This window comes from Kribbella sp. NPDC049227 (genome assembly GCF_043197265.1).
In the GTDB taxonomy this organism is placed as follows: domain Bacteria; phylum Actinomycetota; class Actinomycetes; order Propionibacteriales; family Kribbellaceae; genus Kribbella.
The window spans coordinates 420,863-433,502 of record NZ_JBICST010000005.1 but is presented as its reverse complement, the minus strand read 5'-3'; the positions used below and the strand labels follow the sequence as shown (position 1 = coordinate 433,502).

Here is a 12,640-nt window from a genome sequence, read left to right as displayed (position 1 = left end):
GCGCTACATCGTAACAGCACTTATATAAGTTCTGTCAGATTCGGCCCGGCGGCTCGCCCTGCGGATCCAGACGACGGCGAGCACCGCGGTGGCGAGGCTGATGCCCGCGAGCGCGGCGAAGCCGTAGTGCGTGCTGGTGCGGTCCGTGATCGCGGACGTGACCAGCATGACGACGACCGTCGTGGCCAGACCGTAGCCGTTGGCGACACCGAACGCGCGCCCGACCTGGGACTCGTCCACCGACGTCATCAGCAGCAGACGCGTCGCGATCCTGGCCTGGCCGAACACGAACGCGCCGACGAGCACGAGTCCCATCAGCGCACCGACACCGAACAGCGACTGCAGCACCAGCAACGCATTGCACCCGACGAACCCGATCAGCGCGACCCGCAGATCACCCAGCCGTACGGCGGAACGCCGGTAGGCCATCGCGGCCAGCAGGAACCCGGCACCCCCGAGGGCGTCCACGACACCGACCACAGCCGCACCGCGATGCCACTCACCGACAATCAGGACGGGCAGCAGCGCGTTGAACACCGTCACCACCACCAGCCCCTGGCCGTAGAGCAAGGCCAGCGCTCCGACCGGCAACCTGACCACCACTCGCTTGGTCACCGGCGGCGTCCCGACCACCGTCCCGGACTGCCGGCGACGGGCGCCGACGGCAACAACAAGCAGCGCCGAGGCAACGAACGTGATCCCGTTGAACAGGAACAGCGGCGTGGAACCGAAGTACTGCAAGGCGAATCCGCCGACCGATGCCGACAGCAACATCCCGCTCTGCAACGCGATCTCGTAGTGCCCGTTGAAGCGGCGCAACTCCGGCGCCGGCACTCGCTCCCGCACCAGCGCGGCGCTCACCGGCATGAACAGCGCGGCCACCACGGCCAGCGCGAAGTTGCTCGCGTAGACGACGGCCTGCTGCGGCGCGCCGACGGCCAGCCCGATCGGCAGACCCAAGGCCGCGACCGCGCTGACGACGTCGCAACCGATCCACAGCAACCGCCGGTCGAGCCGGTCGGCCAGGCGACCGAAGTACGGCGACAACACCGCCTGCGGCACGGCGACGGCGATGAACAGCCAGCCGACGTCGAGCATCGACCCCTGCGCCTGGACGAGCAGCAGCGCGGCGCCGATCAGTTGGATGTTGTTCCCCAGGGACGTGATGAAGGCTGCGGGCAGCAGCAGTCTGTGCGATCTGATCACCCGCCCGACGCTGCCACCAATCACTGACAATCGATGTCAGTCTTGTTTTTCGATACTGTAGTAGCGAAAATAGAGACATGGTGAGAGGACGACCGAGGGACGCCGGCGTTGAGGCACGCGTGCTCGAGGCCGCCATGGCCGAGATGCGAGCCCGCGGGTACGACGGCCTGTCGGTCGACCGGGTCGCGGACCGGGCCGGCGTGGCGAAGACGACGCTCTACCGCCGCTGGCCGTCCAAGGCCGAGCTCGTGATCGCGATGATCACCGGCCTACGCGCCGCCGTGCCGTTCGAGCCGAGCGGCGACCCGCGCCGCGACCTCACCGAGCTGGTGACGGGCGTCGCCACGACGCTGAGCGCCGTACCGACGACCCTGATCGCCGATCTGGCCGCGGCTGCGGCTCGGGAACCACGGGTCGGTGAGAGTGTCCGTGCTCTGTGGGGTGAGCGGCACGCGGCTGTCACCGCGGTCATCGGGCAGGCCCAGGCCGACGGTCTCGTCCCCGGGCACGCCTCTCCCGCCGTACTGGTCGACCAGTTGGTCGGGCCGCTGTACTACCGGCTCCTCGTCACCGGTGAGCCGATCGATTCCGCCTATGTGAGGGAGCTGGTGCACAGCACCCTCGGACCTGATCCGGAGAAGTCATGAAGAAGCGCCGCAAGATCCTGGTTGCCCTCGGCACCCTTGTCGTCCTGCTCGCCGGGTACACCGTCTACACGATCGTCCGGCCGTTCGTGCTGCACACCGAGCTCGACATCGCCGCGCCACCGGAGCAGGTCTGGAAGGTGCTCGCGGACCGGCAGGCGTACCCGGAGTGGAACCCGTTCATCGTGTCCTCGACCGGTGAGCTGACGGCCGGCGGGACCATCACCAACGTCCTGCGCGACACCGACGGCAAGGAGCTCACCTTCTCGCCCAAGCTGCTCGTGGTCGAGCCGGGCAAGGAACTGCGCTGGATCGGCAAGGTCGGTTTCGGCGGCATCTTCGACGGTGAGCACTCGTTCCGCCTCGAGGCGCTGCCCGACGGCCACACCCGGCTGATCCAGCAGGAGACGTTCCGCGGCGCGGCCGTCCCCTTCGCCCGCTCCATGCTCACCGGAACCATCGAGCCCCAGTTCGTCGCGATGAACCACGCGCTGGCCGCCCGCGCGACCGGCTACTGATCCATGCGCAATCCGTATCAACAGTGTGGAAAAGATTCATTGGACGGATGAAGCGATCCTTGGTTGGGTCGGTGTCATGGATATGCGCACGTTGGGACGAGTAGGGATCGAGGTCAGCCCGGTCGGGTTCGGGTGCTGGGCGATCGGCGGTCCGTTCAGCAATCCGGCCGGCGAACCGCTGGGCTGGGGCGAGGTGGACGACGAGGAGTCGGTGCGCGCGATCCGGCGGGCGATCGACCTCGGCGTGACGTTCTTCGACACCGCCGACGTGTACGGCGCGGGTCACAGCGAGCGGGTGCTCGGCAGGGCTCTCGAGGGTCGGCGCGGCGAGGTCGTGATCGCGACCAAGTGGGGCAACACCTTCGACGAGTCGACGCGAGTCATGCACCATCAGGACGGCTCGGTCGAGTACGTGCACAAGGCTGTCCGGGCGTCGCTCGACCGGCTCGGCACCGATCACATCGACCTGTACCAGTTGCACTTCGACACCACCGACGAGATCGCGCTGCCGTTGCGGGAGGCGTGCGAGGACCTGGTCCGCGAAGGACTGATCCGCAGCTACGCCTGGAGCACGGACACGCTGCACAGCGCGGAGCTCTTCGCCGAGGGCGAGCACTGCTCGGCGGTCCAGCACGAGGCGAGCGTCCTGCACGACGCGTCGGACTTCTTCGCGCTCTGCGAACGGGCCGATCTCGCCAGCATCAACCGGACGCCGTTGGGCATGGGCATCCTCGGCCGCCGTGCCGCGGACCGGCCGGCCACCGGCGCGGACATCCGCACGTTGCCGCCGTCGTGGCTGCGCTTCTTCGACAAGGGCGGCGTACCGGCTCCGGAGTGGTGGGACAAGGTGTCGGCGATCCGGGACGTACTGGAGAGCGACGGCCGGACGCTGGCGCAGGGTGCGCTCGCGTGGCTGTGGGCGCGGAGCCCGCGGACCGTCCCGATCCCCGGCTTCCGCACCGTCGCGCAGGCCGAGGAGAACGCGGCCGCGATGTCGTTCGGTCCGCTCCGCGACGAGCAACTGGCGGAGATCCAGAAGTTGCTGACGGAGTGAGCTGATCCGCTGGGCAGGACGACAAGTCTTGCCCAGCGCGCCGTTTATCGATATACCTCCTGTAGCGACAGGAGGTCCACGTGCTGCTAGTCGACGGGTTTGGTGGTGCCGCGCCGGATCAGGTGCGCCGGCACGATCAGTTCCTGCGGGTCGCGGGTCGGGCCGCCGTTGAGCTGGGCGAGCAGCAGCGCGGTAATCGCGTCGGCCATCTCCTCGTGCCCCGGGTTGACGGTGGACAACGACGGGACCAGGTACGGCGCCTCGTCGATGTCGTCGAAGCCGACCACCTGGACATCGTCCGGCACCCGCAGTCCGGCGTCGGCCAGCGCGCGCAAGGCGCCGATCGCGACGAGATCGGTGAGTGCGAACACGGCATCGAAGCCGATCCCCCGCTCGAGCAGTCGCCGGACCTCGTCGTACCCGTCCTGGAGGCGGAATCTGCACCGAACGGCCAGGTCCGGATCCATCGGTACGCCGGCCTGGGTGTGCGCGAGCGCGTAGCCCTCGGCACGCAGGGACGGCATGTTCGCCGAACCGGCCGGATCACCACCGAGCATCGCGACGCGGCGGGCACCGGTGGCGAGCAGGTGCGCGGTCGCCTGCCGGGCACCGTCGACGTTGTCCATCATCACGTGGTCGAACCCCGACGGCAGCGCCCGCTCACCGATCATCACCACGGGCGCGTCGGTGCGGATCTGGGCCAGTTCGGCCGGGTCGATGTCGACCACACTGAGGATCAGGCCGTCGTACATCCGGAGCCGGGAGAAAGCGACCGCGTCCATCTCGCCCTCGCGGCTGGCGCCGGTCCGCTCCATCACGATCCGCAGGCCCTGCGCCTCGAAGCGGTCCGCGAGCCGGCCCGCCAGTTGACCGAAGTACGGGCGCTCGAGTTCCGGAACCGCGAGGCCGACCACGCCGGTGCGGCCGGCGCGCAGGTGCCGGGCGGCCAGATTGACCTGGTAGCCGAGCTCGTTGATCGAGGCCAGGACCCGCTCCCGGGTCGCGGCACCGACCCGCGGCCGGCCGTTGATCACGTTCGAGACCGTCATCGTGGACACCCCCGCGGACCGCGCCACGTCGGCCATCGTCACCACGGTGGATGCCTTCTTCATGGCGACAACTGTAAGAGACCAAGGAGCTGAGTCATGTCGACTGCATCAGCGGCGCGCGTCGTGATCGACCTCGACGTACCCGGTCCGGCCATCAGCCGGCATCTGTACGGGCACTTCGCGGAGCATCTCGGCCGCTGCATCTACGGTGGTTTCTACGTCGGCGAGGACTCGGACCTGCCGAACGAGGGCGGCATCCGGCTGGACGTGGTCGAGGCGCTGCGAGCGCTGGACATCCCCAATCTGCGCTGGCCGGGCGGCTGTTTCGCGGACGAGTACCACTGGAAGGACGGCATCGGGCCGAAGGCCGACCGCCCGTCGATGATCAACACCCACTGGGGAAATGTTGAGGAGAGCAACCACTTCGGCACCCACGAGTTCATGGCGCTGTGCGAGCTGCTCGGTGCCGACGCGTACGTGAACGGCAACGTCGGGAGCGGGACCGTCCAGGAGATGAGTGAGTGGGTCGAGTACCTCACCCGCGACGGTGACAGCCCGATGGTCAGGCAGCGCAAGGCCAACGGCCGCGACGAGCCGTGGAAGGTTCCGTTCTGGGGTATCGGCAACGAGGCCTGGGGATGCGGCGGCAACCAGCGCGCCGAGGCGTACGCCGATCTCGCCCGCCGCTACGCCACGTTCTGCCGCGACCATGGCGACAACAAGCTCTACCGGATCGCGGCGGGTGCCTCCAACGACGACCTGGCCTGGACCGAGGCGTTGATGAAGGCGGTGAGCTGCCTCGGCTGTGGTCGCACGCCGCGCAACATCTTCCAGGCCGTCTCGATCCACTACTACACGGTGGCCGGGACCTGGGACAGCAAGGGCAGCGCGACGGACTTCGATACCGAGGACTACTACCGCACGATCATCAAGGCCCAGGACATCGAGCGGGTCATCCGCGGCCACAAGGCGGTGATGGACGCCTACGACCCGGACCGGGCGATCGGCCTGGTGTTGGACGAGTGGGGCACCTGGTGGGACGTCGAGCCGGGCACGAATCCCGGATTCCTGTACCAGCAGAACGCGATGCGCGACGCGCTGGTCGCGAGCCTGCACTTCGACGTGTTCCACCGGCACGCCGATCGGTTGACGATGGCAAACATCGCGCAGACCGTGAACGTGTTGCAGGCGATGCTGCTCACGGACGACGACGGTGCTCTGGTCCGCACCCCGACGTACCACGTGTTCGAGATGAACAAGGGTCACCAGGATGCGTTGTCCGTCCCGGTCCATGTGGTCGAGCGGCCGGCGCCGTACGAGCTGGACGGCAAGACGATGGAGCTGTTGTCGGTGTCGGCGAGTGTCAAGGACGGGCAAGCACTGATCTCGGTCAGCAACCTGGATCCCGTTGCGCCGCTGGACGTCGTACTGGATCTGCGGGGTGGCGAGCTCCGGAACCCGGCGGGACGGTTGCTCACGGCATCGAAACCGCAGGACCACAACACGCCGAGTGACCCGCAGGCGGTCACGCCGGTCACGTTGACCGGCTTGGAGCCCGACCCCCGCGGCCTGCGGGTCACCCTGCCGCCGCACTCGTTCGCGACGGTCAGTTCTGCTTTGTGACCGGGATCTGGAACTCGTGCACCCAGTTCGCCGGGTTGCCGGGATCGAACTCCAGCGTCACCTCGCGGGCGTAGCCCAGGCTCCGGTAGCCGTTGTCCTCGATCCAGCGGGCCAGCGTCTGCATGCTCCGGTCCGCCTCCATCATGTCGCCCTTGTGCACGATGGTGGCGGCCTGCGGCAGCTCGGGCAGTTCGAGGAACTCGACATCGGTGCTGGTGCCGGTCTCGACGGGTACGGCGGCGTGGGCCCGGATCCGCTCCTCCTCGGCGTCTTCGTAGTACGCGACGGCTGAACCGCTCGGCGTCACACCGGCGGCACAGAGGCGTTCGAAGAGCTGGACGAACAGCGGCTGGAGGACCGGGCCGATGTCCTCACCGTCGTAGCTCGCGCAGATCGCGGACAACTCCGCGACCCTGGTGGGGGCGATGCGTTTCAGGACAACGTCGTCGGTAGGCATGTGACCTTCCTTCTCGATCAGGCGGAGCCTCGCCTCGACTCTGACGAGTTGCGACGTACCGCGCGCCAGTTCGGCCTCCAGTTGCGCCTGGCGCAGCCGCAGCATGCCGCGGAGTTCCTCGGCGCTCAGCTTGGCGTCGACGATCTCCTGGACCTGCTGCAGGCTGAACCCGAGATCCTTCAGCGCGATGATCCGGTTCAGCCGGCTGAACTGGTCGGCCGAGTAGTAGCGATACCCGCTGACCGCGTCGACCACGGCCGGCCGGAGCAGCCCGATCGCGTCGTAGTGCCGAAGCATCCGGGGCGATACCTGCCCGAATGCCGCGAAGTCTCCGATGGTGAACATGCCCCCACCTTCCGGCTTGACACAGTGTCAAGGTCAACCCTGCCCTGCGACCTCGCCGAAAGGGGTCAGGAGATGACGCGGGCGCGGCGGTCGCGGACGGCGGCGACCGCGAAGCCGGCCAGCAGGACGGCGATGCCGCCGGAGCCGAGGCCGATGACCAGGTCGCTGCGGGACTTGAGCCGCGCGTCGCACTGCATCGGCGTGACGCCACTGCCTGGCTGGAAGACCGAACCGCAGTTGAAGTCGTCCACGTGGACCGGACGGACGGCGAACACGACCCCGGCGATCAGCAGGACCACACCTACCGCGCCGAGTACCTTGCTCAGCACTGCCCGTCTCGCGGTGTGCAGGGAACAGCCGTACGGTCCGACCACGCCTGCCTGGTCAGATCCCGCATACGGCGCTCACACTCCCTGGACGTTCGGTAAGATTTGATCAAATCTAACGCAGCTAGCCGTCCACCCTGAAGTCCGGACCCCGCCCCCGGATCAATCTTCACTTAGTTCTAACGCTCAACTGGCCGGTCCGGTTCAACCAGGCAGGACTGTCACCAGCGACCCCACGGCGCGGCCGTGCGCGACGTCGGACAGCGCCCGGTCGACCGCGTCGAAGGGGACCTCGGTGGTGTGTGCACGGACCGGCAGCCGCGAGACCAGACGGAACAGTTCCTCACCATCGCGACGGGTGTTGGACGTGACGCTGCGTAGATCGCGCTCGTGGAAGAGATGCCGCTCGTAGTTGAGGACGGGTACGTCGCTCAGATGGATCCCCGCGACCGCGACAGTGCCTCCTGGTTTGAGCGCTTCGAGGGCGTACGGCACCACGTCACCGGCCGGGGCGAAGACAATGACCGAGTCCAGCGGGACAGGCGGTCGGTCAGTGGTGTCGCCGGCGAACACGGCACCCAGCGACCGGGCGAGCTCCTTGTTCTGCGATCCACGAGTCATCACGTACAGCTCTGCTCCCTGCGCGATCGCGAGCTGCGCGGTGAGGTGGGCGCTGGACCCGAACCCGAAGATCCCGAGGCGGCCACCGGGTGGCAGGTTCGCCCGCAGCAACGAGCGGTAGCCGATGATCCCCGCGCAGAGGAACGGCGCCAGCTCAACCGCCGGGCGATCCGCCGGTAGCGCGTAGGCGTAGTCCTGCGGTACGACGGCGTACTCGGCGAATCCGCCGTCCGCGTCCCAGCCCGTGTACGACGACCGTGGGCACAGGTTCTCCGAACCCGACCGGCAGAACTCGCACGATCCGCACGTACGCCGCAGCCAGGCGATCCCGGCACGGTCGCCGACGGCGAACCGGTCGGCTCCGGTGCCGCGATCGACCACGGCGCCGACGACCTGGTGGCCCGGCACGACTCCCGGTCTGCGCGGCTCGAGGTCGCCTTCACACAGATGCAGGTCGGTCCGGCAGATGCCGCACACCTCGACCCGGATCAGTACTTCTCCCGGTCCAGGTCCGGGGACGGTACGACGTACTCGCTGCAACGGACCCTGGTCGATCGGCCCAGGCCGGTCGACTGCCCACACGTCCATGAGATCGCCCATACTCCGACGATCTCAGACGCCCTTCAGTTGGGCATCGTGAACTCGACCTTCTGCGTGGACGGCTCGCCGGAGTGGTGCGCGGTCGCGATCGTGATCCGGCGCATGATCGTGGAGAACGTCTCCCAGTCGGGCGCACAGTAACCGGTGCCGATCGGGAACCACAGCGCCGTGTCGTGACCGATCGACGTCGCCACCCCGGCCTCGACGGCCTTCGCCGCCTCCGGACCCATCGCGGCCCGGCCGTCCTGACCGATCACCAGCGCGACCGGATCGGCGACACCGGTGAATCGTGGCAGCAGGCAAGCATCTGCGGAACCCCCGACCCCCAGCATGAACATCGAGACCACCTCGAACTGCTCCGCCAGCTCGCGAACCGCCGGCAAGAGGGCCTCCGGCAACGGCGCCTCCATGCCCTGATAGCCGATCGCGATCGTTGCCGTCTCCTCCAATCCGGCCGGACGGACGTCGATGTCGATCACTCCGCTGGCCGGCCCTTCACCCGCCACCGTCAACAGCGTGCTGCGCGGCGCCCAGCGGCGGCAGAAGCGGGTGACCTCCCGGGTGTCCCAGGGCTGACTGACCGGTTCCTCGGTCCCCCAACCCGCCGGTGGTCCGCCGGCCAGTTCCCGGAACAGGAACTCTGTGGCGCCACCAACGATCGCCGACTCGACCGCGGCATGCCGTACTCGCGCGACGATCTGCAGGTTCGCATGGATCTGGTCCGGCGGAGCCAGCCAGTGCTGACTCGGCCGGGGCTTGCCCACCTCTCCGGTCGGCACGAACAGTTCGCCGTCCCAGGTCAGCGGTACGCCGGTCAGGCCGTCGTACGGACTGTCCGCCTGAACCACCCATCGCGAGCCGCTGACCAGGAGTTGGGTCCGGACCGCGTGCGTCACACGCGAGGTGGGAGGGGTGACGAACTGCAGTTCGCGGTTGCCCTTCTCGGCTGCCAACGCAGCGTCGAGGAGCCAGGTCGACAGGCCGACGACCGCCCGGTCCTGCATGAGCACGACGGCTTTCTCGGTGACCAGGTCGGCGCCGGCGATGTAGTCGAGGAATCCGCTCATCGGTCGTCCTCCCGTCGGTCGCCGCGGGCCGCGACAACCGCGTTGGCCAGCGAGAGCTCGCTCGGAGCGAACGAGAACACGTTGCTGTTGGCAACCAGGAAGAGGCGGTTCACGTACCCGGGTGGCGTGAACACGATCCACTCCTCGGCGCGTGACGTGTGCCAGCCCTGGATGGCCTCAGGTGTCCAGGTGTCCGGCGCAGCCGAGTGCTGCGCCAGCCAGGCCGCCAGTACGGTCCTCGCTTCTGCCACTGCGTTCGACATCAGAGGTCTCCTGTTCTGCCGGTCCCGGTCACCACTTGGACACCGGATCCGCGGACGAGCCGCCTTCCCAGTCGCCGTTCGGCCCGCGGATGGTGAACTCCAGCCGGTTCAGTTCGGTCTCGTACACATGCGGCCACGGTTCGTCGATCGCGTCCGGCGCCGGTTGAGTGTCGATCGCGCGGATGTCTCCGTTGTGGTCGACGTACGCCACGAACCAGTGACCGCCGCCCTTGGCCCACCCGATGCAGATCGCCGCGACCGTGCCGGCCGGGCGGCCGCGGAGTCCGTCCTCGACCGACTGGTACGCCCTGCGGGTGAAGTCGGTCAGGTCCGCGGCCGAGTTCGGATGCCCGGGCAGCGGCTGGAATTCCATCCGGTGCCCCGGACCGCGGACGCCCATCCACTCGTAGCTGTCGTCGTAGTCGCCGGGGATCGGCGCACCCGGCGTGCCCTGATGCGGCGCGTAGGCCCTCAGGAAGTCACCGTCGGCCAGCCGGACCGCTCGGCCCTGGATCAGGTCGACGGTGGCCCGCATCACGGCCGAGCAGTTGAACCTGAACTCGATCCACTTCGTCGCGTAGTTCGGATTGACCAAGTTCTTCCACCGCTGCACGGTGTGCAACGGGACCGGGCCGGCCGCGTTCGTCAGAGCCTGCTGGTGGAGTTGGCCGGAGTCACACGGATTGTAGCGGGCGCGGTTGCGATCACCTCGGTGTACGCCGGGTTCGCCGTACGCCGGTGGTGGCTTGAAGTCCAGTTCCTGCTCCCACTGGTGTTCCTTCGGACCGAACTTGTCGAAGATCGGGTCGCCCGGTCGGATCCGCGGCCGCGGCGGACGCCCACGCTCCTGCGGGACATCGTACGAGATCCGCTGCGGGTCGACCATGTCCTTCCACTGCGGACTGTAGGTGCCGGTATTGCCCGGATCAGGCGCCTGGCTGGTGCGACCCGAAGGCTGGCTCGGCACCGGATCGCTGCCATCAACCTCCGGCTGATTCCGGTAAAGCTCAGCCTCCCGCCGCCGCCAAGCATCCTCCCCGCCCTGATCCTCCCGCCCCACCCCACCCCGCCGTCCCGGCTGACCCTGGGCGGACTGCTGCCCGTGGCCAGCCTGTTGCCCATGCCCGGCCTGCTGCCCATGACCGGAGTGCTGCCCGCGACTCGGTTGCGCCGGCTGCCCCTGCCTGGAGCGCCCAGGCGCTTGCCCCGGCGCGCCGGAATCGTCAGAACCACTGCCCCGCCCCGGCTGGTCAGGCGCACCCGTACGACGCCCCCACGGATTCGGACCACTAGCCCGCGAAACCCGACGCGTCGCGTCCGAATCCGAAGCCCCCTCATGCTCCCGCGAAACCCGCTGCGTCGCCTCCGGATCCGAAGCCCCGTCCTGCTCCCCCACCCGCTCCCGCGAAACCCGCTGCGTCACGTCCGGTTCCGGCTGCCCGTCCTGCTCCCCCACCCGCTCCCGCGAAACCCGCTGCGTCACGTCCGGTTCCGGCTGCCCGTCCTGCTCCCCCACCCGCTCCCGCGGAATCCGCTGAGTCGCCTCCGGGTCCGACGCACCCCCGCGCTCCGGCAACTGCTCACGTTCACCACGGTCCGAACCTGGTCCACCACCATGCTCACCCAGCTCCTGCAGGCCCCGATCCGGGTCCGGCCCATCACCAGGCTCACCCGAAACGCGATCCGGGCCCGGCGCACCGTCGTACTCCTGCAATTGCTCCCGCGAAACCCGCTGAGTCGCCTCCGGATCCGACGCACCCCCGCGCTCCGGCAACTGCTCACGTGCACCGCGTTCCGGGTCTGGTGCCTTGCCGTGCTCGCCCAACTGCTCGCCCGTGACTCGGTCCGGGGTCGGGGAGCCGTCGTACTGCCGCAGCTGTTCGCGCGGGATGCGCTGGGTCGCATCTGGGTCCGGGGCATTCCCGGGCTCTCCCAGCTGGTTGCGCGGGATGCGTTGGGTTGCGTCCGGGTCGGGAGCGTCGCTGTGCTCTCCCAGCTGGTTGCGTGGGATGGGTTGGGTGGTGTCCGGGTCGGGGTTTTCGATTCGGTGGGTGGGGTTGGGGGGCGGGAGGTGGTCGAGGTGCGGTGCGGCGGGGAAGTCGTCGACGTCGACCATGTGGATGACGATCTCGCGACGTTCGCGCGGCTTACCGTCGGCAGTCAGGAACCGCTGGTCGAAGGAGACGTTCTCGCTGATCCCGACGGTCCGGTAGCGAACGTTGCGCGGCTGGATGTACTCGGACTCCGAGTTCCGCAGCCTGCTCAACTTCCCGCTCGGGGCACCCTTGCGCGTCTGCACCTCGAGGACGACCCCGGTCCGGTTGTTCTCGTGCGCGAAGTCCGACGCGACCGCCGGGTCCGTCGACGTGAACTGGAACCCCTCGAAGTCGGTGTTCTCGCCGACCTTGAACGTCTTCCGCACCCAGTTCATCAGCTCGCTGTGCGGCAGGTTCCGCGGCAGCCGCATGCCCCGCCACACCGTCCGCGGATCCACGGCGTCGGGTGCTCTCTTCACCACCGTGTCGACGTCCTCCGCCACCCGGATCGCTTCCTCGGTCAGACCGCTGTTCCCGTCGGTGTTCATCACCCGGCGCAGATCCTTCAGGTCGTGCCCTGAGTACAACGCCCGGTTCACCGCCCCGAACGTGCTCTGCGTCATCAACTTCACCGACTCGTGGAACCTCTCCGGAACGGTCCGCCCGAACTCCTCCGCCTCGCGCGCAGTCCGCGACAGAACGCCGGGATCCGCCGCCCGCCGCACATCCCCCGGCGCAAACCCGTAATCCCCCGGAGTACGCCGCACATCCGAAGCACCGACGTGAGGACCGTCCGAAACGACCCCACCCAAGTCCTCCGGCGTACGACGC

General features: G+C 68.4%; 11 protein-coding genes and 1 pseudogene. 4 read left to right on the top strand and 8 right to left on the bottom strand.

What is annotated here, in order from left to right; genetic code table 11:
• Positions 1–3: 3 nt before the first annotated feature.
• Positions 4–1,206, bottom strand: a complete 1,203-nt coding sequence (locus ACGFH6_RS24315; protein ID WP_393387812.1) for an MFS transporter — start codon at positions 1,204–1,206, stop codon at positions 4–6.
• A gap of 77 nt (positions 1,207–1,283) precedes the next feature.
• Between ACGFH6_RS24315 and ACGFH6_RS24310 the strand changes: the two genes are divergently transcribed.
• The 3 genes from ACGFH6_RS24310 (at position 1,284) to ACGFH6_RS24300 (ending at position 3,422) form a co-directional block, all read left to right on the top strand.
• The gene (locus ACGFH6_RS24310) at positions 1,284–1,853 is read left to right on the top strand and encodes a TetR/AcrR family transcriptional regulator (protein WP_393387809.1); all 570 of its coding nucleotides are present in this window, start codon (positions 1,284–1,286) and stop codon (positions 1,851–1,853) included.
• A complete protein-coding gene (locus ACGFH6_RS24305; protein ID WP_393387807.1) occupies positions 1,850–2,368 on the top strand; it encodes an SRPBCC family protein in 519 nt (172 codons plus the stop codon). The genes ACGFH6_RS24310 and ACGFH6_RS24305 overlap by 4 nt, the downstream gene beginning before the upstream one ends.
• A gap of 76 nt (positions 2,369–2,444) precedes the next feature.
• On the top strand, positions 2,445–3,422 hold the full coding sequence (locus ACGFH6_RS24300) for an aldo/keto reductase (protein WP_393387804.1): 978 nt from the start codon (positions 2,445–2,447) through the stop codon (positions 3,420–3,422).
• 86 nt (positions 3,423–3,508) lie between these two features.
• Here ACGFH6_RS24300 and ACGFH6_RS24295 read toward each other — a convergent pair whose 3' ends face one another.
• Positions 3,509–4,534 carry a LacI family DNA-binding transcriptional regulator gene (locus tag ACGFH6_RS24295; RefSeq protein ID WP_393387801.1) on the bottom strand — a complete coding sequence of 342 codons (1,026 nt, stop codon included), beginning with the start codon at positions 4,532–4,534 and terminating at the stop codon, positions 3,509–3,511.
• Positions 4,535–4,567: 33 nt separating this feature from the next.
• On the opposite strand from ACGFH6_RS24295, the gene ACGFH6_RS24290 reads away from it, so the two are divergent.
• Positions 4,568–6,094, top strand: a complete 1,527-nt coding sequence (locus ACGFH6_RS24290) for an alpha-N-arabinofuranosidase (RefSeq protein WP_393387798.1) — start codon at positions 4,568–4,570, stop codon at positions 6,092–6,094.
• Here the strand turns inward: ACGFH6_RS24290 and ACGFH6_RS24285 are convergent.
• The 6 genes and pseudogenes from ACGFH6_RS24285 to ACGFH6_RS24260 form a co-directional block, all read right to left on the bottom strand.
• Positions 6,078–6,896, bottom strand: a complete 819-nt coding sequence (locus tag ACGFH6_RS24285; protein WP_393387795.1) for a MerR family transcriptional regulator — start codon at positions 6,894–6,896, stop codon at positions 6,078–6,080. The two genes, ACGFH6_RS24290 and ACGFH6_RS24285, sit on opposite strands and share 17 nt — an antisense overlap.
• 65 nt (positions 6,897–6,961) lie before the next feature.
• The gene (locus tag ACGFH6_RS24280; protein WP_393387793.1) at positions 6,962–7,225 is read right to left on the bottom strand and encodes a hypothetical protein; all 264 of its coding nucleotides are present in this window, start codon (positions 7,223–7,225) and stop codon (positions 6,962–6,964) included.
• A 201-nt stretch (positions 7,226–7,426) separates the two neighbouring features.
• Positions 7,427–8,443, bottom strand: a complete 1,017-nt coding sequence (locus ACGFH6_RS24275; protein WP_393387790.1) for a zinc-dependent alcohol dehydrogenase family protein — start codon at positions 8,441–8,443, stop codon at positions 7,427–7,429.
• Between the two features lie 23 nt (positions 8,444–8,466).
• Positions 8,467–9,510: a DUF6177 family protein gene (locus ACGFH6_RS24270; protein ID WP_393387788.1), complete on the bottom strand. Its 1,044-nt coding sequence runs from the start codon at positions 9,508–9,510 to the stop codon at positions 8,467–8,469.
• Complete coding sequence (locus ACGFH6_RS24265; RefSeq protein ID WP_393387785.1) at positions 9,507–9,773, bottom strand: hypothetical protein; 267 nt, start codon at positions 9,771–9,773, stop codon at positions 9,507–9,509. The genes ACGFH6_RS24270 and ACGFH6_RS24265 overlap by 4 nt, the downstream gene beginning before the upstream one ends.
• 28 nt (positions 9,774–9,801) lie before the next feature.
• Positions 9,802–12,640, bottom strand: a pseudogene (locus ACGFH6_RS24260) (hypothetical protein); the annotation flags it as partial.